At 69.9% G+C, this 23,976-nt stretch carries 23 protein-coding genes and 1 tRNA gene; 8 read left to right on the top strand and 16 right to left on the bottom strand.

Annotation, left to right across the window (positions count from 1 at the left end; translation table 11 throughout):
* Nucleotides 1–41 precede the first annotated feature (41 nt).
* Complete coding sequence (locus AB0D14_RS05680; RefSeq protein ID WP_362775162.1) at nucleotides 42–698, top strand: NAD(P)H-binding protein; 657 nt, start codon at nucleotides 42–44, stop codon at nucleotides 696–698.
* Nucleotides 699–743: 45 nt separating this feature from the next.
* Here AB0D14_RS05680 and AB0D14_RS05675 read toward each other — a convergent pair whose 3' ends face one another.
* The gene (locus AB0D14_RS05675; protein ID WP_055614634.1) at nucleotides 744–956 is read right to left on the bottom strand and encodes a hypothetical protein; all 213 of its coding nucleotides are present in this window, start codon (nucleotides 954–956) and stop codon (nucleotides 744–746) included.
* A gap of 141 nt (nucleotides 957–1,097) precedes the next feature.
* A tRNA-Tyr gene (locus tag AB0D14_RS05670) sits at nucleotides 1,098–1,179 on the bottom strand.
* A 201-nt stretch (nucleotides 1,180–1,380) separates the two neighbouring features.
* Between AB0D14_RS05670 and AB0D14_RS05665 the strand changes: the two genes are divergently transcribed.
* The gene (locus AB0D14_RS05665) at nucleotides 1,381–1,869 is read left to right on the top strand and encodes a YajQ family cyclic di-GMP-binding protein (RefSeq protein ID WP_362775159.1); all 489 of its coding nucleotides are present in this window, start codon (nucleotides 1,381–1,383) and stop codon (nucleotides 1,867–1,869) included.
* Between the two features lie 111 nt (nucleotides 1,870–1,980).
* Here AB0D14_RS05665 and AB0D14_RS05660 read toward each other — a convergent pair whose 3' ends face one another.
* Nucleotides 1,981–2,247 carry a GlsB/YeaQ/YmgE family stress response membrane protein gene (locus AB0D14_RS05660; protein WP_362775156.1) on the bottom strand — a complete coding sequence of 89 codons (267 nt, stop codon included), beginning with the start codon at nucleotides 2,245–2,247 and terminating at the stop codon, nucleotides 1,981–1,983.
* Between the two features lie 193 nt (nucleotides 2,248–2,440).
* On the opposite strand from AB0D14_RS05660, the gene AB0D14_RS05655 reads away from it, so the two are divergent.
* Nucleotides 2,441–3,730 (top strand): APC family permease, encoded by a 1,290-nt coding sequence (locus AB0D14_RS05655; RefSeq protein ID WP_362775153.1) that lies wholly within the window; start codon nucleotides 2,441–2,443, stop codon nucleotides 3,728–3,730.
* Between the two features lie 103 nt (nucleotides 3,731–3,833).
* On the opposite strand, the gene AB0D14_RS05650 is transcribed toward AB0D14_RS05655, so the two are convergent.
* The 13 genes from AB0D14_RS05650 to AB0D14_RS05590 all read right to left on the bottom strand — a co-directional run bounded on the left by AB0D14_RS05650 (nucleotide 3,834) and on the right by AB0D14_RS05590 (nucleotide 16,333).
* Complete coding sequence (locus AB0D14_RS05650; protein WP_362775150.1) at nucleotides 3,834–4,400, bottom strand: SMI1/KNR4 family protein; 567 nt, start codon at nucleotides 4,398–4,400, stop codon at nucleotides 3,834–3,836.
* Nucleotides 4,401–4,599: 199 nt separating this feature from the next.
* Nucleotides 4,600–4,998, bottom strand: a complete 399-nt coding sequence (locus AB0D14_RS05645; RefSeq protein ID WP_362775148.1) for a YccF domain-containing protein — start codon at nucleotides 4,996–4,998, stop codon at nucleotides 4,600–4,602.
* On the bottom strand, nucleotides 4,995–5,858 hold the full coding sequence (htpX, locus tag AB0D14_RS05640; protein ID WP_362775145.1) for a zinc metalloprotease HtpX: 864 nt from the start codon (nucleotides 5,856–5,858) through the stop codon (nucleotides 4,995–4,997). Before htpX ends, AB0D14_RS05645 begins: the two co-directional genes overlap by 4 nt.
* 250 nt (nucleotides 5,859–6,108) lie before the next feature.
* The gene (locus AB0D14_RS05635) at nucleotides 6,109–7,632 is read right to left on the bottom strand and encodes an NADH-quinone oxidoreductase subunit N (protein WP_362775142.1); all 1,524 of its coding nucleotides are present in this window, start codon (nucleotides 7,630–7,632) and stop codon (nucleotides 6,109–6,111) included.
* Nucleotides 7,629–9,215: an NADH-quinone oxidoreductase subunit M gene (locus AB0D14_RS05630; protein WP_362775140.1), complete on the bottom strand. Its 1,587-nt coding sequence runs from the start codon at nucleotides 9,213–9,215 to the stop codon at nucleotides 7,629–7,631. Before AB0D14_RS05630 ends, AB0D14_RS05635 begins: the two co-directional genes overlap by 4 nt.
* A gap of 6 nt (nucleotides 9,216–9,221) precedes the next feature.
* Nucleotides 9,222–11,216, bottom strand: coding sequence for an NADH-quinone oxidoreductase subunit L (locus AB0D14_RS05625; protein WP_362775137.1), 1,995 nt, complete (start codon nucleotides 11,214–11,216; stop codon nucleotides 9,222–9,224).
* Nucleotides 11,213–11,620, bottom strand: a complete 408-nt coding sequence (nuoK, locus tag AB0D14_RS05620; RefSeq protein WP_362775134.1) for an NADH-quinone oxidoreductase subunit NuoK — start codon at nucleotides 11,618–11,620, stop codon at nucleotides 11,213–11,215. Before nuoK ends, AB0D14_RS05625 begins: the two co-directional genes overlap by 4 nt.
* Nucleotides 11,620–12,291 (bottom strand): NADH-quinone oxidoreductase subunit J, encoded by a 672-nt coding sequence (locus tag AB0D14_RS05615; protein ID WP_362775131.1) that lies wholly within the window; start codon nucleotides 12,289–12,291, stop codon nucleotides 11,620–11,622. Before AB0D14_RS05615 ends, nuoK begins: the two co-directional genes overlap by 1 nt.
* The gene (locus tag AB0D14_RS05610; RefSeq protein ID WP_362775128.1) at nucleotides 12,288–12,953 is read right to left on the bottom strand and encodes an NADH-quinone oxidoreductase subunit I; all 666 of its coding nucleotides are present in this window, start codon (nucleotides 12,951–12,953) and stop codon (nucleotides 12,288–12,290) included. The genes AB0D14_RS05615 and AB0D14_RS05610 overlap by 4 nt, the downstream gene beginning before the upstream one ends.
* Nucleotides 12,954–12,955: 2 nt before the next feature.
* Nucleotides 12,956–13,924 (bottom strand): complex I subunit 1 family protein, encoded by a 969-nt coding sequence (locus tag AB0D14_RS05605; protein ID WP_362775125.1) that lies wholly within the window; start codon nucleotides 13,922–13,924, stop codon nucleotides 12,956–12,958.
* Entirely contained in the window at nucleotides 13,921–15,213 is a 1,293-nt protein-coding gene (locus AB0D14_RS05600; RefSeq protein ID WP_362775122.1) for an NADH-quinone oxidoreductase subunit C, read from the bottom strand. The genes AB0D14_RS05605 and AB0D14_RS05600 overlap by 4 nt, the downstream gene beginning before the upstream one ends.
* The gene (locus tag AB0D14_RS05595) at nucleotides 15,213–15,896 is read right to left on the bottom strand and encodes an NADH-quinone oxidoreductase subunit B family protein (RefSeq protein WP_362775119.1); all 684 of its coding nucleotides are present in this window, start codon (nucleotides 15,894–15,896) and stop codon (nucleotides 15,213–15,215) included. Before AB0D14_RS05595 ends, AB0D14_RS05600 begins: the two co-directional genes overlap by 1 nt.
* The gene (locus AB0D14_RS05590; RefSeq protein WP_362775369.1) at nucleotides 15,887–16,333 is read right to left on the bottom strand and encodes an NADH-quinone oxidoreductase subunit A; all 447 of its coding nucleotides are present in this window, start codon (nucleotides 16,331–16,333) and stop codon (nucleotides 15,887–15,889) included. Before AB0D14_RS05590 ends, AB0D14_RS05595 begins: the two co-directional genes overlap by 10 nt.
* Before the next feature lie 316 nt (nucleotides 16,334–16,649).
* Between AB0D14_RS05590 and AB0D14_RS05585 the strand changes: the two genes are divergently transcribed.
* From AB0D14_RS05585 to AB0D14_RS05565, 5 genes are all read left to right on the top strand, one after another.
* On the top strand, nucleotides 16,650–17,855 hold the full coding sequence (locus AB0D14_RS05585) for a sensor domain-containing protein (protein ID WP_362775117.1): 1,206 nt from the start codon (nucleotides 16,650–16,652) through the stop codon (nucleotides 17,853–17,855).
* A 420-nt stretch (nucleotides 17,856–18,275) separates the two neighbouring features.
* Nucleotides 18,276–19,634, top strand: a complete 1,359-nt coding sequence (locus tag AB0D14_RS05580) for a sensor domain-containing protein (protein WP_362775114.1) — start codon at nucleotides 18,276–18,278, stop codon at nucleotides 19,632–19,634.
* Between the two features lie 282 nt (nucleotides 19,635–19,916).
* Nucleotides 19,917–20,588: a response regulator transcription factor gene (locus AB0D14_RS05575; RefSeq protein WP_362775111.1), complete on the top strand. Its 672-nt coding sequence runs from the start codon at nucleotides 19,917–19,919 to the stop codon at nucleotides 20,586–20,588.
* Between the two features lie 323 nt (nucleotides 20,589–20,911).
* On the top strand, nucleotides 20,912–22,846 hold the full coding sequence (locus AB0D14_RS05570; protein WP_362775108.1) for a 2-oxoacid:acceptor oxidoreductase subunit alpha: 1,935 nt from the start codon (nucleotides 20,912–20,914) through the stop codon (nucleotides 22,844–22,846).
* Complete coding sequence (locus AB0D14_RS05565) at nucleotides 22,839–23,933, top strand: 2-oxoacid:ferredoxin oxidoreductase subunit beta (RefSeq protein WP_362775105.1); 1,095 nt, start codon at nucleotides 22,839–22,841, stop codon at nucleotides 23,931–23,933. Before AB0D14_RS05570 ends, AB0D14_RS05565 begins: the two co-directional genes overlap by 8 nt.
* Nucleotides 23,934–23,976 lie beyond the last annotated feature (43 nt).

The raw sequence follows: 23,976 nt of genomic DNA, 5'->3' as shown, positions 1-23,976 counted from the left end.
CTGCGCGGCGAGTGAGCCCCTCTGGGCGTACGGTCGGAACCATGCGCATTGTCATCGCTGGAGGTCATGGACAGATCGCGCTGCGGCTTGAGCGACTGCTCGCCGCGCGCGGTGACGAGGTGGCGGGGATCATCCGCCGAGCCGAACAGGGCGACGATCTGCGGGCGGCCGGCGCCGAGCCGGTGGTGTGCGATCTGGAGTCGGCTTCGGAGGACGAGGTCTCCGCACATCTGCGGGGCGCGGACGCCGCGATCTTCGCGGCGGGCGCGGGCCCGGGCAGCGGGGTGACCCGCAAGGAGACCGTGGACCGGGGCGCCGCCGTACTCTTCGCTGACGCGGCGGCCAGGGCCGGGGTGCGACGCCATGTGGTCGTGTCGTCGATGGGTGCGGATCCGGAGCACCCCGGGGACGACGTCTTCGACGCGTATCAGCGCGCGAAGGGCGAGGCCGACGCGTATGTACGCGCTCACCAGGGCCTGGACTGGACGATCCTGCGCCCCGGAATGCTGACGAACGACGCCGGCACGGGCCTCATCCGCCTGGAGGCCGCCACAGGCCGTGGGCCCATCCCCCGCGACGACGTCGCCGCGGTCCTCGCGGAACTGGTGGACACCCCGGCGACGTCCGGACTGACCCTGGAACTGGTCAGCGGCTCGACACCGGTGTCGGTGGCGGTGAAGTCGGTGGCGGGTAACTGAGACGGGTGCGGGGCCGGGGGCGGGTGCCGGGGTAGGCCGACGCGGTCAGAAGAGCGGAAGCTGGCCGGGGAACTCGGCCACCACGTACCCGTCCAGCGCGGGCTGCGCCGCACCGAGTTCCGCCTGCCTGCGTGACCCCGGGCAGGACACGAGCTCCCCACTTCCCCGTGCTCCCGGCGGATCGTGCCGAGCGAACCGCCCCGCGACGACAGCGATCTCGCGACGGCACTCGGGGCAGTTTCGGCGGCGTGAGGACATGGGTTCAGCGTACGAAGAAAAGCGCGAACTCCGACGTCGGCGCACGCTCACCCCAACTCCTCCAGGCCCTGGTTGTCCGAACATGAAGAAACCCTCTCTGAACTGCATATTCGCAGTTCAGAGAGGGTTTCTCTCTCAGCGTGGCGGCGCCAGGGTTCGAACCTGGGTAGGCTGAGCCGGCAGATTTACAGTCTGCTCCCTTTGGCCGCTCGGGCACACCGCCGGGCTTGCTGCCGTTCGAACCGTCTTTCGGCGGCGCTCCGTGGCAACGTCGTAAACGATACCTGATGCTCGGGGGTGCTTCGCCACCCGATTGATCAGTGCTCGGAGGAGTGGGGGTGGCTAGGCTTATGCGGATGCGGCCCGGGACCGATGCGGGTTCGACGGCCGCCACTACGCACCCCGATACAAGGAGCCACAGGACATGGCCGACTCCAGTTTCGACATCGTCTCGAAGGTCGAGCGGCAGGAGGTCGACAACGCCCTCAACCAGGCCGCCAAGGAGATCTCGCAGCGCTACGACTTCAAGAACGTGGGCGCTTCCATCTCCTGGTCCGGCGAGAAGATCCTCATGGAGGCGAACTCCGAGGAGCGGGTCAAAGCCATCCTCGATGTGTTCGAGACCAAGCTGATCAAGCGTGGCATCTCGCTGAAGGCGCTGGACGCCGGTGAGCCGCAGCTCTCCGGCAAGGAGTACAAGATCTTCGCCTCGATCGAGGAGGGCATCTCCCAGGACAACGCGAAGAAGGTCGCGAAGGTCATTCGTGACGAGGGCCCGAAGGGCGTGAAGGCGCAGGTGCAGGGCGACGAACTGCGCGTCAGCTCGAAGAGCCGTGACGATCTGCAGGCCGTGCAGGCCCTGGTCAAGGGCAAGGACTTCGACTTCGCACTGCAGTTCGTCAACTACCGGTAACACGGTGACCTTGCGGCTGCTTCCCCGACGCCGACCGCGCGGACGGGAAAGGGTGGGCACCCCTGGTGCCCACCCTTTCCCGTCCGCCGGCTGCGGTCTCAGGGGCGCGCGTCAGTTGCGCGAGTTGCCGAACAGGATGCGGTAGGCGACCAGCAGCACCAGCGAGCCGCCGATCGCGGCAGCCCAGGTGGTTCCGTCGTAGAAGTCCTTGGCAATCGGGTGGTCCAGCCAGCGGGAGGATATCCAGCCGCCGATGAACGCGCCCGCGACGCCGATCAGTGTCGTGCCGATGAAGCCGCCCGGGTCCCGCCCCGGCAGCAGGAACTTGGCAATGGCGCCGGCGAGCAGCCCCAGAATGATCCAGCTGATAATGCCCATGCCGTGAACCTGCCCCTTCGCGCTGTACCTGTGCTGTGATCCTGCTCGCATCAGGCTGTGGTCGTACCGGCCTCACGACTCTTGTCGTTCGTCCGTTTCGTTCTTCTGTTTCGTTCTTCTGTTTCGTTTGTTGTCGCTGGGGAGGACGTCGGCGCGACGTGAACCGGTTGCACCGGACAGTAGGGTGCGGCTCATGACACAGTCCGGTCCCGCCCAGTCGGGTTCGCCCCGGTCTGGTCCGCCGCGCGGCGAACCGGAGCTGCGGCGGACGCTCGGCGTCGGGGACGCCGTGGTCATCGGCCTCGGCTCGATGATCGGTGCGGGGATCTTCGCCGCACTGGGACCCGCGGCGCGGGCCTCGGGATCCGGGCTGTTTCTCGGTCTGGGCATCGCCGCCGCCGTCGCCTACTGCAACGCGACTGCTTCGGCACGGCTGGCCGCCCGCTATCCCGCGTCGGGCGGGACGTATGTGTACGGCCGGGAGCGGCTCGGCGACTTCTGGGGATACCTGGCGGGCTGGTCGTTCGTCGTGGGCAAGACCTCCTCGTGTGCGGCGATGGCGCTCACCGTGGGCGCGTACGCCTGGCCGGGTCAGGCGCACGCAGTGGCCGTCGGGGCCGTGGTGGCGCTGACCGCGGTGAACTACGGCGGTGTGCAGAAGTCCGCGTGGCTGACGCGGGCGATCGTGGCGGTGGTTCTCGCGGTCCTCGCTTCCGTGGTGGTCGTGTGTCTGACTTTCGGGAACTCCGATGCCGGGCGGCTCGACGTGGGCGTCTCCGGGGGTGCGGGAGGGGTACTGCAGGCGGCCGGACTGCTGTTCTTCGCCTTCGCCGGGTACGCGCGGATCGCGACCCTCGGCGAGGAGGTACGAGATCCGGCGCGCACCATTCCGCGCGCGATCCGCCTCGCGCTGAGCATCGCACTCGTCGTGTACGCGGCTGTGACGGTGGCCGTCGTCTCCGTGCTGGGGCCGCAGGAACTCGGGCAGGCGACGGCACCACTCGCCGACGCGGTGCGCGCCGCCGGGGCACCGGGGCTCGTACCTGTTGTACGGGTGGGTGCCGCGGTGGCTGCGCTCGGCTCCCTTCTCGCGCTGATTCTGGGGGTGTCGCGGACGACGCTGGCCATGGCCCGCGACCGGCATCTGCCAGGTGGGCTGGCCGCCGTGCATCCGCGCTTCCGGGTGCCGCATCGGGCGGAGCTCGCCGTCGGAGCGGTGGTCGCGGTGCTGGCCGCGACGGTGGATGTGCGGGGCGCGATCGGCTTCTCCTCCTTCGGCGTGCTGGTGTACTACGCGATCGCCAATGCCTCGGCCTGGACGCTGAGTTCGGCCATCGTGTCGCGGGTCGTGCCCACGGTGGGGCTGGCGGGGTGCCTGACGCTGGCTTTCGCCTTGCCGTGGTTGTCCGTGGCCGTGGGCGTCGGGGTGCTGGGGCTTGGGGTGGCCGCGTACGGGGTGCGGAGGCGTTGGGGTCCGCGCTGATCGCTCTCGGGACGCACCGGTGAGCGGAGCGGGCGTAGGTCGTGGTGGGGGCCGGGCAGGGCGGCGACGGTCCGGGGCCTGGCAGGGGGCCGGGAGCAGCGTGCTACGAAGCTCGCGCCGCTCCCGTACGTATGCGGAAGTCGGCCCACGGCTCCAGGTCCGTGTCGTCGTTGCGCTCGTCGTACCAGCCGGTGCCGTCGAGCCAGGCGTGGAGCCAGGCCGTGAGGGTGGGGGCGTCCACGTACCACGCGTGGTCGGCGTCGTCGGCGTTCGGCTCGAACAGGAGAACCGTGGCGTCCGCGGTTCGGCAGTCCACGCACGCGTACATGCCGCAGCCCCAGTGGGATATCGGCAGGATGCCGTCCGGCCAGGGCCAGTCGGGGTCCTTGCGGCCGCTCTCGCGATGGGCGAGGTACTGCGTGACGACGGCGGGCTCACCCGAGGGCGGGCTGTCGAGCAGGGGCAGCAGACCGTACTCCGGACCGAACCCGCCGTCCCCTATCCGCAGATACAGCGCGGCGAGCAGCGGCGGCACGGAGAACCCGAGAGCGGACTCGGCGCGGGCGAGCGTGGCCGCGTCCACAGGCTCGGGGAGCGAAGGCCAGCCCCACGGCCGGGAGTTGCGTGCCTCTGCGGAGACATGTACCAGCAACTGCTCGATCTCGGTCATGCATTCATGATGCAGCGCGCCACTGACAATCGGGCAGGCCTGTGGTCGGCCTCGTGACGGTTCAGCGCCGCGGTCAGCCAGTGGGGCCCTCCATGCCGCACCGGGCTCAGAGACCGGGCTCGGCAGGTCGGCCTCCGTCCGCGGACGCCGGGGACAGTCGAACGGGTTGTCCGAAGACCGCCCCACCCCCGGCGCCGCCCTACCGGACCGACGACGTGAACGGCTGGTCCGTGCTCACGATTTCGCGTCCCAGGGGGAACAAGGAGACCGGGATCAGCTTGAAGTTGGCGATGCCCAGAGGGATACCGATGATCGTGACGCACTGGATGAGGCCCGTGACGATGTGGGCGAGGGCCAGCCACCAGCCGGCGAGGATCAGCCACAGGATGTTGACGATGAAGGACGGCGCGCCCGCGTCACGGCGCTCCACGGTCGTCCGGCCGAACGGCCACAGCGCGTAGCCGCCGATACGGAACGCCGCGACGCCGAACGGAATTCCGATGATCGTGACGCACAGCAGCAGGCCCGCGAACATGTAGCCGAGGAACAGCCAGAAGCCGCTCAGGACCAGCCAAATGACGTTGAGGATTGTCTTCACTGCTGGCGACCTGCCATCTGCTCGAGCCGGGCGATGCGCTCCGCCATCGGCGGGTGTGTCGAGAACATTTTGGAGAGTCCCTGGCCCGGACGGAAGGGATTGGCGATCATCATGTGGCTCGCGGTCTCGATGCGTGGCTCCGGGGGCAGCGGAAGCTGCTTCGTGCCCGCCTCCAGCTTGCGCAGGGCGCTCGCGAGGGCCAGTGGGTCGCCGGTGAGCTGGGCGCCGGACGCGTCCGCCTCGTACTCCCTGGAACGGCTGATGGCGAGCTGGATGAGGGATGCGGCGAGTGGGCCGAGGATCATGATCATCAGCATGCCGAGCAGGCCGGGGCCGTCGTCGTCGCTGGAGCGGCCGATCGGGATCAGCCAGGCGAAGTTGACCAGGAACATGATGACGGAGGCCAGGGCGCCCGCGACGGACGAGATGAGGATGTCCCGGTTGTAGACGTGGCTCAGCTCGTGGCCGATGACGCCGCGCAGTTCCCGTTCGTTCAGGAGGCGCAGGACGCCCTCGGTGCAGCACACCGCGGCGTTGCGCGGATTGCGGCCCGTGGCGAACGCGTTCGGTGCTTCCGTCGGGGAGATGTACAGGCGGGGCATGGGCTGGCGGGCCTGCGTGGAGAGCTCACGGACCATCCTGTAGAGGGCCGGCGCCTCGAACTCGCTCACCGGGCGCGCACGCATCGCGCGTAGAGCCAGTTTGTCGCTGTTCCAGTACGCGTACGCGTTCGTGCCGATCGCGATGAAGAGTGCGACGACGAGGCCCATACGCCCGAAGAAACTGCCGATGACGATGATGAGTGCGGACAGTCCCCCGAGGAGTACGGCGGTCCTGAGCCCGTTGTGCCGGCGGTGCACGGTACGCCCTCCAAATCGTGCGGCAGGGGAACCCTTGCTTGTCGATCTCTGACGTCACTGGTTCCGTGACTCCACGGTCCAGTGGACCCTCCCTCACTGGTCAACGCCAGGCGGGAGGCACTAGTTCCCTTGTGCGCACGGCGCCGCGCGTCGGCCGTCCGGGTGATCACGGCAACCGGCCCGCACGCGCGCGTGCGGGCCGGTTGCCGTACGCGTGTCGTACGCGCGTGCGGATGCCTCGGGAGCGGCGTCAGAAAAGGCCGGTGTCCGAAAAACGCAGGATGAGCTGAGGTGCTCCGGAGAGCGCGACCCCCAGGGCGGCGGTCAGGGCGATCGCCGCGGTGAGGGGGGCCGGGACCCGGTGGGACTCGGACTCGCCCTCGGGGGCGCGGAACAGGAGGGTCGTCCACTGGAGGTAGTAGAAGAGCGCGATCACGACGTTGACGGCCATGACCACGGCGAGCCAGCCGAGGCCCGCGTCGACGGCGGCCGAGAAGACGGTGACCTTCGCGAAGAGACCGATGACGCCCGGCGGCAGACCGGCCAGGCAGAGCAGGAAGAAGCCGAGGACGAGCGCGGCGAGAGGGCGCGAGGCGTACAGGCCGCGGTAGTCGCTGACCCGGTTCAGCGGCTTGGTGCGGGCCACCAGGGCGGCCACCGAGAAGGCTCCGAGGTTCACGGCGGCATACATGAGGGCGTACGCGACGGTGGAGCCGACGGCCTTCTCGGCGTCCTTGGAGTACGCGGCGGCGGCGATCGGCACCAGGAGGTAGCCGGCCTGTCCCACCGAGGACCAGGCGAGGAGCCGTACCGCGCTGTACGCGCGCGTGGTCTGTTGCCGCAGGGCACCGACGTTGCCGACCGTCATGGTGAGGGCGGCCAGAGCGGCGAGTGCCGGGCCCCAGACGTCCGCGTACGACGGGAGGGCGATCACGGTGACGAGGATCAGGCCGGAGAAGCCGACCGCCTTGCCGACGACCGACAGGTAGGCGGCGACCGGCAGAGGGGCTCCTACGTAGGTGTCGGGTACCCAGAAGTGGAAGGGCACGGCGGCCGTCTTGAAGGCGAAGCCGACGAGGGTGAGGACTACGCCCGCCTGGGCGAGTGTGTGCAGTTGGCTGTCCACGTCCTCGATCTTGGTGGCGATCTCGGTGAGGTACAGGGTGCCTGTCGACGCGTAGACGAAGCTGACGCCCATGAGGCTCACGGCGGTCGCGGTGACCGAGGACAGGAAGAACTTCAGGGCCGCTTCGGAGGACTTCCGATCACCGGGCTTGATGCCGACGAGGGCGAAAGCGGGCAGGGAGGCAACCTCCAGGGCGACGATCAGGGTGGCGAGATCGCGTGAGGCGGGCAGCAGGGCGGCGCCCGCGGCCGAGGAAAGCAGCAGGAACCAGAACTCCCCTTCCGGGAGATCCCTGTCGGCGTCCTTCAGTGCGGTCACCGACAGAAGTGCCGCAAGGAGTGCGCCACCGAGGACGAGGAACTGGACGATCAGCGTGAACCGGTCCGCTGTATAGCTGCACACGTCCGTGTCGCCCGTCAGGCAGAACGTGGAGCGGTCGCCGTCCAGGAGGGGCAGCAGCGCGAGCGCGGCGAGGGCGAGTCCCGCGACGGAGACCCAGCCGAGCAGGGCCTTCTTCTTCTCGCCCACGAAGAGGTCCGCGACGAGCACCACGAGTCCGACGACCGCCGCGATGGTGGGCGGCGCGATCGCGAGCCAGTCGACGGACTGGACCAGGGACTGGGCCTGGGCCTGGGCCTGGGGGCTCATCGGGTGCCTCCTGAGAGGAGTTGCTGCACGGCCGGGTCGGTCAGGCCGAGGAGGGCCTTGGGCCAGAGCCCGGCGACGACGGTGAGGACGACGAGCGGGGTCCAGGCCGCGAACTCGTACGTCTGGACGTCGGCGAGCTTCGGGCTCTCCTGCTGCGAGGTGGCGCCCATGCAGACCCGGCGGACCACGACGAGCATGTACGCGGCGGTGAGCAGGGTGCCGAACGCGGCGATCGCCATGAACGTCAGGAACGCGGGTCGGCTAAGGCCGTCAGCAGGGTCGAATGCGCCGAACAGCGTGAGCATTTCGCCCCAGAAGCCGGCGAGCCCCGGCAGCCCGAGCGAGGCGACGGCGGCGAAGGCGAGCAGGCCGCCGAGGCGCGGAGCCCTGCCATAGAGCGCGGCGCCGGTCGTCTGCGCGAGGGTGTCCAGGTCGGTCGTGCCCGTACGGTCCTTGAGCGCGCCGACGAGGAAGAAGAGCAGGCCGGTGATGAGTCCGTGGGCGATGTTCGCGAACAGGGCGCCGTTCACGCCGGTCGGGGTCATCGACGCGATGCCGAGGAGTACGAAGCCCATGTGGCCGACGGAGGAGTACGCGATGAGGCGCTTGAGGTCGCCCTTCGCGCCCTGCTTGGCGAGCGCGAGGCAGGCCAGCGAACCGTAGATGATCCCGACGACCGCGAAGGCCGCGAGGTACGGGGCGAAGGTGCTCATGCCGTCCGGTGTGATGGGCAGCAGGATCCGGACGAATCCGTACGTGCCCATCTTCAGCATGACGCCGGCCAGCAGGACCGAGCCGACGGTCGGGGCGGCGGTGTGCGCGTCCGGCAGCCAGCTGTGGAGCGGCCACATCGGCGTCTTGACCGCGAGCCCGATCCCGATCGCCAGAACGGCGATGACCTGCACCGATGTGGTCAGCGAGGGGTGATTGTCAGTGGCGAGTGCCACCATGTCGAATGTGCCGGCCTTGAGTCCGATCAGGAGCAGGCCCAGCAGCATGACGACGGAACCGAGCAGTGTGTAGAGGATGAACTTCCAGGCGGCGGCCTGCCGTTGTTCACCGCCCCAGCGGGCGATGAGGAAGTACATCGGGATGAGCACCATCTCGAAAGCGAGGAAGAACAGCAGCAGGTCGAGGACGGCGAAGGTCGCGAGAGTGCCGGACTCCAGGACGAGGACGAGTGCCACGAATGCCTTCGGGGTCGGGCCCGACGGCATTTTGAAGTAGGAGTACAGCGCGCACAGGAAGGTCAGCAGCGCGGTCAGTACGAGAAGGGGGAGGGAGATGCCGTCGATGCCGAGGTGGATCCGCACGTCGAGCGCGGGAATCCAGCTGATGTCCGTCGTGGCCTGCATCTGCTGTGCCTTGGCCGGGATGTCGTGGTCGAAGCCGAGGGCGAGGGCGATCGCAGCGATGAGTACGGCGCCGGTGACGGTCACACCGTGCCGCAGTACGGCCTGCTCGGGCGACTTCCCCTTCAGCCCGGGCGGGGCCGGCAGAAGAGCCGCGACGGCTCCGATGAGCGGGGCGACGACGATGAACGCGAGAAGAAACTGCATCACGGACTCGTTGATATCGATCACGCCTGCTCACGCTCCCGCTGTGGCGACGAGGAGGGCGGCGACCACCAGGACGACGGTGCCGGCGAGCAGCGCGCTCACATAGGTCTGCAGATTGCCGGTCTGGGCGCGTCGGACGGCCGCACCGAGCCAGCGGGGCAGGGCGCCCGCGCCGCGTACGTAGGTGTCGACGACCTCGCGGTCGAGGAACCGGACGATGGTGGCCGCGGCCTGGACCGGGCGGACGAACAGCGCCGCGTACACCGCGTCGAGGTGGAAACCGACAGCCGCGTGGCGGTGCATGGGGCCGAGCAGAAGGCGGCCCGGATCCGCCGGGTCGGGCGCGGCTGCCACATTCCCGTACGCGGGTTCGTGGCTGGCGATGGCCTCTGCCTCGACCAGGCCGCCGTCGGCGTCCGGGTGGGCCGCGACCGCGCCCAGGGGGACGCGGCCCGCCATGGCGGTGGTGTGCTGCCACGCCCCGTACGTGACGATGCCGCCGACCAGGGCGACGCCCGTACCCAGGACGGCGGTGGCGAGGGTCGGGGTCAGGCTCCGGCCGTCGAACCAGTCGGGCAGCAGGCCGGTGGCGAGACCGAAAGCGAGTGACGGGAGGGCGAGCACCCACAGCACGGAGTTCATGGCGATGGGCTGCTTGCCGTGGTCGGGGGCTTCGGTGCCGTGACCGCGGAAGACGAGCAGCCACAGGCGCATCGCGTAGGCGGCGGTAAGCAGGGCCGTCACCAGGGCCGCGACGAGGACGATCCAGCCCGCGGCTCCGGGAACGCCCTCGGCGTGGCCGGTGGCGGCGTGTTCGGCGGCGCCGAGGACGGCTTCCTTGGAGAAGAAGCCGCTGAAAGGAGGGATCGCGGCGAGCGCGAGGAGCGCCACGGTCATCGTCCAGTAGGCGTCGGGGACGCGGGCGCGCAGGTCCTTCATACGGGACATGGCGGCCAGCGAGTTGGTGCCGGCGGCGTGGATGATCACGCCCGCCGCGAGGAACAGCAGCGCCTTGAAGGCGCCGTGCGCGAGGAGGTGGAAGACGGCGGCACCGCGGTCGCCGACGGCGAGTGCGCCGGTCATGTAGCCGAGCTGGCCGATCGTCGAGTACGCGAGGACACGCTTGATGTCGTCCTGGGCGAGCGCGGCGAGGGCCGAGCCGGCCATCGTCACGGCGGCCATCACGGCGAGAACGACCAGTGCGGCCGCGGAGGCGGCGAAGACCGGGAGGAGCCGGGCGATGAAGTAGACACCGGCGGCGACCATCGTCGCGGCGTGGATCAGCGCGGAGACGGGAGTGGGGCCCGCCATCGCGTCGGGGAGCCAGGTGTGGAGCGGGAACTGCGCCGACTTGCCCGCCACGCCTGCCAGGAGCAGCAGGGCGATCAGGGTCGGGTGGTCGAGTCCGCCGCTCGCGACGTTGCCGAGGACCTTCGTGATGCGGAACGAACCGGTGTCGGCGGCGAGCGCGAACAGACCGATCAGGAAGGGGACGTCGCCGAGCTTGGTGACGAGGAAGGCCTTGATGGAGGCGGCGCGTGCTTCCGGGGTCTCCCAGTAGTGGCCCACGAGGAAGTACGAGCAGATGCCCATGATCTCCCAGCCGACCAGCAGCACCATCAGGTCGCCGGAGTAGACGACGAGCAGCATGGCGGAGGTGAAGAGGGAGACGAGAGCGGCGTACGACGGGTAGCGCGGGTCGTCGCGCAGATAGCCCGTCGAGTAGATCTGCACACAGGTCGCGACCAGGCCGACGAGGACGGCGACAAGGGCGGCGAAGCCGTCGATGTGCAGGGCGAGTTCGATGGGGACCGAGCCGGTGGGGGTGAACTCGGTCGCCGCGTCCACGGCCTGTTCGCCGCCCTGCCGTACGGCGACGACCACGGCGAGTCCGAGGGCGGCGAGGGAGGGCAGGACGGCGAGGGGGCGTACGAAACCGGGGGCCGTGCGGCCCAGGAGCAGGGCGGCCGCTGCGCCCAGGAACGGAAGGAGGGGGACGAGGACGGCGAGGGTGGTCGTGGTCACGCGGTGGCCTCAGCCTTCTCGGCCGACTCGCTGAGGGCGGGCTCGGAGTCGTCGTCGGTATCGCCGTCGGAGTCGTCGCCGTCGTCGGACTCGGCGGTGTCGCGGAGCCTGTCGATGTCCGCGGTGCCGCGGTTGCGGTGGACGGCGAGGACGATCGCCAGGCCGATGCCGATCTCGGCGGCGGCGATGGCGATGGTGAACAGAGTCAGGGCCTGGCCGGAGTGCAGCGCGTCCTGGGCGGTCTTGCTGAGCCAGACGTCGAAGGCGACGAGGTTGAGGTTGACGGCGTTGAGCATCAGCTCGACGGACATCAGGACCAGGATCGCGTTGCGGCGCGCGAGGACTCCGTACAGGCCGGTGCAGAAGAGGAGGGCGGAGAGTACGGCCGGGTAGGCGAGGTGCATCAGCGGGCGCCTTCCTTGTCGCTCCGGGTGGCGTCGCTTCGGGAGTTCGGGGTGCCTGCGGTGCCTGCGGTGGTCGTTCCCTTGGCGTTCGCCTTCGTCTTCGCCTTGCGGGAGAGGACGATCGCGCCGACCAGGGCGGCGAGCAGCAGGACCGAGAGTGCCTCGAAGGGAAGCACCCAGCTCTGGAAGAGGCTCGCTCCGGTGACCGCGGTGGAGCCGGCGGCGGCACCGCCGAGGTCGATCCAGGTCGTCCGGAAGGCGTCGATGACGATCCAGAGGAGGGCGGCGGCCGCGGCGATCGCCACGGTGAGGGCGGCCCAGCGGTTGCCGGAGTCGGCGTCCGGGGAGCGGCCGATGGGTGCCCTGGTGAGCATCAGACCGAAGAGAAGGAGGACGACGACGGAACCGACGTAGATGAGGACCTGCACCCAGGCGATGAACTCGGCCGTGAGAAGGAGGTATTCGACGGCGAGGCCACCGAGGGCGACCACCAGCCACAGGGCGGCGTGCACCAGTTGCTTCGTGGTGACCGTGACGATCGCGGCGCCGAAGGTGACCAGGCCGACCAGGAGGAAGGCGATCTCGACACCGGTCGGGGAGAGGAAGCCGTGGGTCTCGGCGGCGGTGGTCGCGGCCTGTGCCGCCGTGACGGTGGCCGCGGCGGGAGTCACGATGCGCCTCCCTGCGGGTCGGTGGGCTCGGCGGGTGCCGGTGCCGGTGCCCCTGCTGCCTCTGCTTCGGCCTGGGCCTGGGCCTGGGCCGCGGCCTGCTTCTCGGCGGTCTTGCGGGCGGCGGCGATCTCCTTGGGTTCCTCGGCGCCGGGGTCGAGGGCCGGCGGGGCCGGGACGGTCCACATCCAGTCGCGGAGCTTGTCGCGTTCGTGGGTGAGTTCGTGGATGTCGGTCTCGGCGTACTCGAACTCGGGGGACCAGAAGAGGGCGTCGAACGGGCAGACCTCGATGCAGATACCGCAGTACATGCAGAGGGAGAAGTCGATGGCGAAGCGGTCGAGGACGTTACGGCTGCGCTCGCGGCCACCGGGTGCGGCGGCCGGGACCGTCTCCTTGTGGGAGTCGATGTAGATGCACCAGTCCGGGCACTCGCGGGCGCACAGCATGCAGACCGTGCAGTTCTCCTCGAAGAGACCGATGACACCGCGGGAGCGTGGCGGGAGTTCGGGCTGGGTGTCCGGGTACTGCGCGGTGACGGTCTTCTTCGTCATCGTGCGCAGGGTGACGGCCAGGCCCTTGGCCAGGCCTGAGCCGGGGACCGGCCGACGGGGCCGCCCGGAGGGCGTCGTTGAGGGGTGGTGGTCGGGAGACGGGCGGGACATGGTTACGCGATCACCACCTTGACGATGCCGGTGAGGGCGATCTGGGCGAGGGAGAGGGGGACGAGGAGGGTCCAGGCGAGTTTCTGGAGCTGGTCCTCGCGCAGGCGAGGGTAGGTGACGCGCAGCCAGATGACGACGAAGGCGAGGACGGCGGCCTTCAGCAGGGTCCAGACCCAGCCGAGACCGTCGGCGCCCCACGGGCCGTGCCAGCCGCCCAGGAAAAGCACGGTGGTCAGGCCGCACAGGACGACGATTCCGGCGTACTCGGCGAGGAGGAACAGTGCGAAGCGCAGGCCCGTGTACTCGGTGTACGCGCCGAAGATGATCTCCGAGTCGGCGACCGGCATGTCGAAGGGCGGGCGCTGGAGCTCGGCGAGGCCCGCCACGAAGAAGACGATCGCGCCGACGATCTGCCAGGGCAGCCACCACCACTCGAAGGCGTCGACGATGCCGGGGAGGGAGACCGTGCCGGCCGCCATGGCGACCGAGGCTGCGGTCAGCAGCATCGGGAGTTCGTACGCGAGGAGCTGGGCGGCGGTGCGCAGACCGCCGAGAAGGGAGAACTTGTTGGCCGAGGCCCAGCCCGCCATGAGCGAGCCGAGGACACTCACGCCCATCACGGCGAGGACAAAGAAGATACCCGCGTCGACGACCTCGCCGACCGCGCCCTCGCCCGGGCCGACCGGGATGACGAGGAGGACCATGAGGTACGGGAGCAGGGCCACGGCGGGGGCGAGTTGGAAGATGCGGCGGTCCGCTCCCGCCGGGACGATGTCTTCCTTCTGCGCGAACTTAACGCCGTCCGCGACGAGTTGCGCCCAGCCGTGGAAACCGCCCGCGTACATGGGGCCGAGGCGGCCCTGCATGTGGGCCATCACCTTGTGCTCGGCCTGACCGACGATCAGAGGGAACGTCAGAAACACGACGAAGACGACGAGGAGTCGCAGGGCGACGTCGAGAGCGTCGTTCACTGCGCGCCTCCTGCGGGGCTGTCGGAATCTTCGGGGCCAGGACGGCCGCCAGGATCAGGCTCCGCGGCCTCCTCGGAAGCCGGGGTCGCCTTGGAAGCCGGGGCCTCCTCGGAAGCCGGGGTCGCCTCGGGTTGCGGCTGCGGTTGCGGTTGCGGCTCTCCGGATCGCGTGTTCGCCGATGGCTCGGACTCGTCGAAAGCGGGGCGGGCGTGATGCCACGGGGCATCCGAACTGCTCGACGCTGCGGGCGCCTTCGGCTCGGCGGGCGGTTTCGACTCGGCCGGAGTGGTCGGCTCAGCCGGAGTGGTCTTCTCGGCAGGAGTGGTCGGCTCAGCCGGGCCGCTGGGCTCGGCGGCGGTACCCGGCTCGGCCGAAGCCTCCGCTCGCCCACCGGTCTGCCCGTCGGGCGGCCCGCTGGTCGGCTTCTCGTCAGCTCCGCCGGACACGGCTCCCGTACCGCCGGACTCCGCTCCCGCGGAAGCAGGTGTCGCGGGCGTTGCAGGTGTCTCAGGCGTTGCGGGCATGGCGGGCGTGGCAGGTGTCGCGGGCGTGGCAGGCGTTGCGGAACCTGGCGATGCCGTCTGGCCGGCCGAGCCCTCTCCCGCCGTGCGGGCCCGCCGTGCCGGACGGTCGCCCGCCGCGCCGGCGGCACTCGCCGCACCCGCCGCCCGCGGCCCCCCGCGGGCTCCGCCTCGGGCAGGGCGTGCGGGGGCAGGGGGGAGCTGGCCCTTGAGGGGGCCCCATTCGTTCGGGTCGGGGACTCCTGGCGGGAGCATCTGGCGGCGTTTCGGGCCGCCGTGTTCCGACTCGCCGGGCTCCTTCGCGCCCGGCCAGGCCTTCGCCACCCGGGCGGCCAGGACGAAGTCCTTGCGAAGGGGGTGACCCTCGAAGCCCTCGGGCAGGAGGAGCGGGTCCAGACCGGGGTGGCCCTCGAAGTCGACGCCGAACATCTCGTGGGTCTCACGTTCGTGCCAGGCGGCACCCGCGTAGACCTCGACGGCGGACGGCAGGACGGGTGCGGAGTGCGGGACCGTCGTGCGGACGAGAAGGCGGCGTACGGGGGCCAGCGCCACGACATGCGCCGAGACGCGGAAGCCCGTGCCGGGCTCGTCGACGGCGCTCAGCCAGTCGAAGTAGGTGCAGCCGAGTGCGTCACGCGCGCTCTCCAGGGAGGCGAGCCAGGTCGCCGGCGGCACGTCGACCGTCAGTACCTCGTACGACTCCTCGGCCGTGGCGTCCGGGCCGAAGAGTTCCTCCACGGGAGCGGGGAGCCATCCGGTCATCGTCATCAGGCGTCCCCCGCGGTGGGCCCGGTGGCCGGCGGCCGCACGAGCCCGCTCTGCAGCGCGGCCGGGGAGGGGCGGCCGTCGCCGGAGGACCCGTACCGCTCCCCCAGCGACTCCCGGGCGATCTTCTCCTGGAGCTTGAGGATGCCCTGGAGCAACGCCTCCGGGCGGGGCGGGCAGCCCGGGACGTACACGTCGACCGGGATGATCTGGTCGACGCCCTTCGTCACGGAGTACGAGTCCCAGTACGGGCCGCCGCAGTTCGAGCAGGCGCCGAACGAGATGACGTACTTCGGCTCGGGCATCTGCTCGTACAGGCGCTTCACGGCGGGGGCCATCTTGTCCGTCACCGTGCCGGAGACGACCATCAGGTCGGCCTGGCGCGGACCCGGCGCGAACGGGATGACACCGAGGCGGATGAAGTCGTGCCGGGCCATCGACGCCGCGATGAACTCGATCGCGCAGCAGGCCAGGCCGAAGTTGAAGACCCAGAGCGAGTAGCGGCGGCCCCAGTTCAGGACCACCTTCATCGGCTCGGGGGCCAGGCGGGAGAGCGCGCCCAGCCGCTTGGGCTCCGGCAGGAGGACGGGCTCGGGAGCCGCCGAGGGAGCCGGAGGAGCAGAGGGAACAGAAGAAGCTGACGGGGCCGTGGGAGTCTCGTCCGTGTGCGGACGGGTCACGTCCATGTGAGGACGCCCTTCTTGTATGCGTACAGCAGGCCGACGGCCAGGAAGCCGAGGAAGATGAACATCTCCACGAGCGTCGCCGCGCCGTAGCCCGGCGCGGCGAAGACCGTCGCCCAGGGGAAGAGGAAGATCGAGTCGACGGCGAAGATCACGTAGAGGAAGGCGTAGACGTAGTAGCGGACCTGGGTGTGCGCCCAGCCCTCGCCGACGGGGTCGACTCCGCACTCGTACGTCATGAGCTTCTCGGGTGTCGGGACGACTGGCCGCAGCAGGCGGCCGGCTCCGAAGGCGACGGCGACGAACAGCACGCCGACCACGGCGAGCAGCCCGACGACCGAATAGGACTGGAAGTAGTCCGCCGCGAGAGAGGTGCCGGCGGTACCTGCACCGGTACCGGGACCGGCCCCGGTTCCAGTGGTCCCGGCCGCCGCGACCATGGTCGGTTCCGGCACGTCCGTCCCTCTCTCCCTGACCTCGTTTGAGCCCGGATTGACCGCGTGCGCCTTCGTGCGCGCCGTGCGATGCGCCGCGTTCGACGATCTGTACGCACCGGAGTCTAGGGCCTGCTAAAGAGACCGTAAGCAGCCCGTCACGGGTGGGCATCGTGCGACGGAGTTCCCGGGCAGCCGGGGATCGGTTCGGGCCTGTGATCGGGAACTGTTCCCGAGGGCCGCCGGGGGTGGGGTTTTCCCCCGGGTACGGAGGCGGTCCACCTCATGGCGCCGCGGGCCGCGGCCCGGCAAGGTGGCGCCTATGACCGAACGCATCCTGGCCGCCGACACGCTGGACGGCCGCGCCGACCGGCCGCCACCCGCGCGCCTCGCCTATGACCGGCACACCTGGAAAGAGATCGCGCATCTCCTGGCCAACCTGCCGGCCTCCATCATCGGGTTCACGTACGTCGTCACCGTGCTGTCCGCGGGAGCCGGGCTGACGATGACGGTGATCGGGCTGCCGTTGCTCGCGCTCGGGCTCCTGGGCGCACGCCAGTTGGGGAAGCTGGAGCGGGCCCGGGCCCGGATCCTGCTCGGGGTGCGGGTGGAAGAGCCGAGCCCGTTGCCGTACCGCGGGCGAGGCGGGTTCCTCGCGCGCCTCTGGCTGGCGCTGAAGGATCCGGTCGGCTGGCGGACGATGTTCTTCGAGCTCATGCGGCTGCCGTGGGCCATCGTCACCTTCACCGTGACGCTGACGTCGTTGTTCGTGCTGTGGCCCGTACTGCCGTTCATCGCGCGCGGCCTCGCCAACGTGGACCGGGCGATGGTGCGCGCGCTGTTGTCGCCCTCCGACGGACTGGAGCGGCGGATCGCCGAGTTGGAGTCGGACCGCGGAGTGGTCGTCGACACGGCCGCGGCCGATCTGCGGCGCATCGAGCGGGACCTGCACGACGGGGCGCAGGCGCGGCTGGTGGCGCTCGCGATGGGGCTCGGTCTGGCGAAGGAGAAGCTGCTGGAGGGCCAGGCCGACGAGACCGTCGCCGCCATGGTCGACGAGGCGCACGGCGAGGTGAAACTGGCGTTGCAGGAACTGCGGGACCTGGCACGCGGCATCCACCCCGCGGTCCTCACCGACCGCGGTCTGGACGCCGCGCTGTCCTCGGTCGGCGCCCGCTGCACGGTGCCGGTGAAGGTGACGGCCGACCTGCCGGGCCGTCCGGCCGCCGCCATCGAGGGCATCGCGTACTTCACGGTCTCCGAACTCCTTCAGAACGTCAGCAAGCACAGCGGTGCGCAGTCCGCCTCGGTCGATGTGTGGCGTTCGGAGAACCGCCTGCTCATACAGGTCTGGGACGACGGCCGCGGTGGCGCCGCCCTCGACGGCGGTACGGGAATGGCGGGGCTCGCGGACCGGCTCGGGGCGGTGGACGGCCTGTTCATCATCGACTCACCGGTCGGCGGACCCACGATGATCACGGCGGAGCTGCCGTGGCGGGACCGGACGGAGGTTGCCGAGGGGAAGTAGTCCGTGCGGGGGCCCGGGCCTGGCGAGGCCGACCACTGGCCATCGGACCAGACACCGGACCGGCCACCGGCCACCGGCTCCCGGCTCCCGGCCACCGGCTCCCGGCTTTCGGCTTTCGGCTTTCGGCTCCCGCGGTCCGGTCGCACGGGCTTTGCCCTCACCTCCTCCGCCCCCTCGCCCCGCGGCCGCCCCCGAACCGCCCCGGACCGCCCCGGAAGGGAACGCGTTCGGGGCGGTGCGCCTTGGACGCGGGCGGTGGTCCGAGGTGCCGTGCGTCCGTCTGACGTGCGGCGAACCGTGACGGTCGTCCGGGGTAGGGAAAACCCCCGGCCCAAGACCCCGACGCACTCCATGTTCCGGGAGCTCCGCACGGAGCACTGTGGAGTTACACCAGCGGACGAGTAGAAACGGACGGCGGCCATGGCCACGGAGTACGGGCAGGGATACGGGTGGGACGACGGCCCCGGATTCCGAGGGGAGGGCGCCGGAGAGCGGTGGCACCGGCTCCCCGCCGCGCTGCGGGCGCCGATCGAGGCCCGCAGCCTGCGTGAGTTCGTCTACCTGATGCTGAGCCTGCCGATCAGCATCGTCACCTTCACCTTCGCCGTGACGATGATGTCGCTCGGTGCGGGCCTGCTGATCACGTTCCTCGGCGTCCCGGTGCTCGCCGCGGGACTCGCGGGCTGCCGCGGACTGGGCGCGCTGGAACGGACGCGGGCCCGCGGGCTGCTGGGACTCGACGTCGCCGCACCGGAACCGCTGCGGATACGCAAGCAGGGCATGATGGGCTGGATAGGCGCGACGCTGAAGAGCGGAGCGTCCTGGCGACACCTCCTCTATACGGTGCTGCACCTCCCCTGGGCCGTGTTCGCCTTCTCCGTGGCCATCACCCTCTGGGTGGCCGGCTGGACGCTGCTGACGTACCCGCTGTGGTTCTGGCTGTTCCCGATGTACGGCGGACAGGGCGGATTGCAGCTGTACGGGGACGAGACGCACCGGATCTACCTGGACAACCCCTTCGAGATCACCGTGACCGCGCTGGTGGGGCTGCTGCTCACGCTGGCGACGCCGTGGATCGTGCGGGCGCTGACGTTGGTGGACCGGCTCCTCGTGGGCGGGCTGCTGGGGCCTTCGCTGCTGGCCACGCGAGTGGTGGAGCTGGAGTCGGACCGAGGTGTCGTGGTCGACACGGCGGCGGCCGACCTGCGGCGCATCGAGCGGGACCTGCACGACGGGGCGCAGGCGCGGCTGGTGGCGCTCGCGATGGATCTGGGCCTGGCAAAGGAGAAGCTCACGGAGGATCCGCAGGCGGCGGCACGGATGGTGAGCGAGGCGCACGGCGAAGTGAAGACCGCCCTGCAGGAGTTGCGGGACCTGGCTCGCGGCATCCATCCGGCCGTGCTGACGGACCGGGGCCTGGACGCGGCGCTGTCGTCGGTCGCCTCCCGCTGCACCGTTCCCGTGCAGGTCGAGGTCGATCTGCCGGCCCGGCCCGCGCCGGCCATCGAGGGGATCGCGTACTTCACCGTGTCCGAGTTGCTGCAGAACATCAGCAAGCACTCGCGGGCCACGCGGGCGACGGTCGATGTGTGGCGGATCGAGAACCGGCTCATGATCCAGGTCGTCGACAACGGGGTCGGTGGTGCGGACAGCACCGCGGGCTCCGGGCTCGCCGGGCTCGCCGGGCGGCTCGACGCGGTGGACGGCATCCTCGTCGTCGATTCGCCGGTGGCGGGGCCGACTCGGGTTACGGCCGAGTTGCCCTGGCGGGCGGCTTGAGATCCCCGTCCCGCGGGGTCGGATCGCCGGCCTCGCGGGACGACGCCGTTCTCCCGCCGGGTCGGATCGCCGGCCTCGCGGGACGACGCCGTCGTGGCTGAGCGCGCAGCTCCCCCGCGCCCTCGCTGAGCCGCCCCCACCGCAGGGCCGCGGCCCTGAACGCCTGCAAACTCGCCGCGCGCGAGCACCGATGCTGGGATGCTGGGTGCTGACGTATGTGCGGGGCGCTGGCGGGGACCGACCCGGTACGCGGTCCGGGATGGGCTGGGGGGCCGAAAAATCGTGGAGGACAGAGTGCGCGTGGTCATCGCCGAGGATTCAGTGCTGCTGAGGGAGGGCCTGACCCGGTTGCTGACCGACCGCGGGCACGAGGTGATCGCCGGAGTCGGTGACGGGGAGGCGCTGATCAAGACGATCACGGAGTTCGCGGCGCAGGACGCGCTGCCCGACGTCGTCGTCGCGGACGTCCGGATGCCGCCGACCCACACGGACGAAGGGGTCAAGGCGGCCGTGCAGTTGCGCAAGCAGCATCCCGGTCTCGGCGTCCTGGTGCTGTCGCAGTACGTGGAGGAGCAGTACGCCACCGAACTGCTGGCAGGTTCCAGCACCGGCGTCGGCTATCTCCTCAAGGACCGGGTAGCCGAAGTGAGGGAGTTCGTGGACGCGGTCGTCCGCGTGGCCCGCGGCGGCACCGCCCTCGACCCGGAGGTCGTCGCGCAACTGCTCGGGCGCAGCCGTAAGCAGGACGTCCTGGTGAGGCTCACCCCGCGGGAGAGGGAGGTCCTGGGACTCATGGCCGAGGGACGGACGAACTCCGCTGTCGCCCGGCAACTCGTGGTCAGCGACGGCGCGGTCGAGAAGCATGTGAGCAACATCTTCATGAAACTGGGCCTGTCCCAGAGCGACGGGGACCACCGGCGTGTTCTCGCCGTCCTCACCTACCTGAAATCCTGAGGGCCTGAAGACCTGACACAGCGCCAGAAGTTTGCGCCAGGACTCCAGCACGACCCGAGCACCAGAACCAGAAGTAGAAACGGGACCAGAAGCAGAACCAGAACAGAACCAAAAGCAGAACCAGAGGATGAGCACGGAGCGTCTGCACAGGTAACGCCGGGGGGCGGAGCAATCGTGGCAGAACAGGGTGTACGGCAGTCCCGAAACGACGTCCATTGTGCGAACGTCCAGGGGCTGACGCCCCTTGCCGACGTAGGGTTGGGCCCGGGCAGGCCTGCGGGAGGGCCACGCCCGGACAGCCGCCTCGAAGGAGGTCCACTTCAGTGACCAGTCAGGTCAGCAGTCCAGCTGAGCAGGCCGACGGTGCCGTCGTAGGAGAACAGCGCAAACCAGCGGGTGAGAAGGACGTACGCCGACTCGATCGGGTGATCATCCGATTCGCGGGGGACTCCGGTGACGGTATGCAACTCACCGGAGACCGCTTCACCTCCGAGACGGCATCATTCGGAAACGACCTTTCGACACTGCCGAACTTCCCCGCCGAGATCCGTGCGCCCGCAGGTACCCTGCCGGGCGTTTCGTCTTTCCAGCTGCATTTCGCGGACCACGACATCCTCACTCCGGGTGACGCGCCCAACGTCCTGGTGGCCATGAACCCGGCCGCTCTGAAGGCGAACATCGCCGACGTGCCGCGCGGCGCGGAGATCATCGTCAACACGGACGAGTTCACCAAACGAGCCATGGCCAAGGTCGGCTGGGCCGCGAACCCGCTGGAGGACGGCACCCTCGACGGGTACAGCATCCACCCCGTCCGCCTCACCACGCTGACCGTCGAGGCGCTCAAGGAGTTCGACCTGCCCCGCAAGGAGGCGGAGCGCAGCAAGAACATGTTCGCGCTGGGCCTGCTGAGCTGGATGTACCACCGGCCGACCGAGGGCACCGAGAAGTTCCTGGCCACCAAGTTCGCCAAGAAGCCCGACATCGCGGCGGCCAACATCGCCGCGTTCCGGGCGGGCTGGAACTTCGGCGAGACCACCGAGGACTTCGCCGTCTCGTACGAGGTCGCCCCCGCCACCCATACCTTCCCGACGGGCACGTACCGGAACATCTCCGGGAACCTGGCCCTGTCGTACGGTCTGATCGCCGCGAGCCGGCAGGCCGACCTGCCGCTCTACCTCGGCTCGTACCCGATCACGCCGGCCTCCGACATCCTGCACGAGCTGAGCAAGCACAAGAACTTCGGTGTGCGGACCTTCCAGGCCGAGGACGAGATCGCCGGGATCGGCGCCGCCCTGGGCGCGGCCTTCGGCGGCTCGCTGGCCGTGACCACGACGTCGGGCCCCGGGGTGGCACTCAAGAGCGAGACGATCGGGCTCGCCGTCTCCCTCGAACTGCCGCTGCTGGTCATCGACATCCAGCGCGGCGGACCTTCGACCGGGCTGCCGACCAAGACCGAGCAGGCTGACCTGCTGCAGGCGATGTACGGGCGCAACGGCGAGGCGCCGGTTCCGATCGTGGCCCCCCGGACGCCCGCCGACTGTTTCGACGCGGCCCTTGAGGCGGCCCGGATCGCGCTCGCGTACCGCACGCCGGTGCTGCTGCTCTCGGACGGCTACCTGGCCAACGGCTCCGAACCATGGCGGATCCCCGACACCGACGAACTCCCGGACCTGCGCGTGCAGTTCGCCCGGGGCCCCAACCACACGCTGGATGACGGCACCGAAGTCTTCTGGCCGTACAAGCGCGACCCCCAGACCCTGGCCCGCCCGTGGGCGATCCCCGGCACACCGGGGCTCGAGCACCGCATCGGCGGCATCGAGAAGCAGGACGGCACGGGCAACATCTCGTACGACCCGGCCAACCACGACTTCATGGTCCGTACGCGGCAGGCGAAGATCGACGGCATCGACGTACCGGACGTGCAGGTCGACGACCCGCACCGCGGCGCCGCCAACACCCTTGTTCTGGGCTGGGGTTCGACCTACGGGCCGATCACCGCGGCGGTACGGCGGCTGCGGGCGGCCGGGGAGCACATCGCGCAGGCCCATCTGCGGCACCTCAACCCCTTCCCGCCCAATCTCGGCACGGTGCTGAGGCATTACGAGAAAGTGGTCATCCCCGAGATGAACCTCGGGCAGCTGGCCACGCTGGTCCGGGCGAAGTACCTGGTGGACGCCCACTCGTACAACCAGGTGAACGGCATGCCGTTCAAGGCTGAGCAACTCGCCACGGCTCTCAAGGAGGCCATCGATGGCTGAGACGACCACGGAAGGCTCGGGCACGATCGAGGCGCTCACTCTGGTGCCCAAAGCCGAGGCCAAGCAGTCCATGAAGGACTTCAAGTCCGATCAGGAAGTGCGCTGGTGCCCCGGCTGCGGTGACTACGCGGTCCTCGCCGCCGTACAGGGCTTCATGCCCGAACTCGGCCTGGCGAAGGAGAACATCGTCTTCGTCTCGGGCATCGGCTGTTCCTCCCGCTTCCCGTACTACATGAACACGTACGGGATGCACTCCATCCACGGCCGCGCGCCCGCCATCGCGACCGGTCTGGCATCGTCCAGGCAGGACCTGTCGGTGTGGGTGGTCACCGGTGACGGGGACGCGCTGTCCATCGGCGGCAACCATCTGATCCACGCGCTGCGCCGGAACGTGAACCTGAAGATCCTGCTGTTCAACAACCGGATCTACGGGCTGACCAAGGGCCAGTACTCCCCCACCTCCGAGGTCGGGAAGATCACGAAGTCGACGCCGATGGGCTCGCTGGACGCGCCCTTCAACCCGGTGTCCCTGGCCATCGGCGCGGAGGCGTCCTTCGTGGCGCGGACGGTGGACTCCGACCGCAAGCACCTCACCGAGGTCCTGCGGCAGGCGGCGGCCCACCCGGGCACGGCGCTGGTGGAGATCTACCAGAACTGCAACATCTTCAACGACGGCGCCTTCGAGGTCCTGAAGGACAGGCAACAGGCGCAGGAGGCGGTGATCCGCCTGGAACACGGGCGGCAGATCCGCTTCGGCGCCCTGCTGGAGGACGGTCTCGGTTCGAAGGGTGTCGTGCGCGACGCGCTGACCGGGGACCTGAAGGTCGTCACCGTCACCCCGGACAACGAGTCGCTGATCCTGGTCCACGACGCGCACTCCGCGTCGCCGACCACGGCGTTCGCGCTGTCCCGCCTCGCCGACCCGGACACACTGCACCACACCCCGATCGGTGTCCTGCGGTCCGTCGACCGCCCGGTCTACGACACGCAGATGGCCGACCAGCTCGACACCGCCATCGAGCAGAACGGCAAGGGCGATCTGTCGGCGCTGCTCACCGGCGGAGACGCCTGGACGGTCGTCGGCTGAGCACTGCCACTCGTTCTACGAGGCCCGGTTCCGGAGTCGGTTC

Source organism: Streptomyces sp. NPDC048484 (assembly GCF_040651415.1).
Classification (GTDB): Bacteria; Actinomycetota; Actinomycetes; order Streptomycetales; family Streptomycetaceae; genus Streptomyces.
This window is presented reverse-complemented; position numbering and strand designations above follow the sequence as displayed.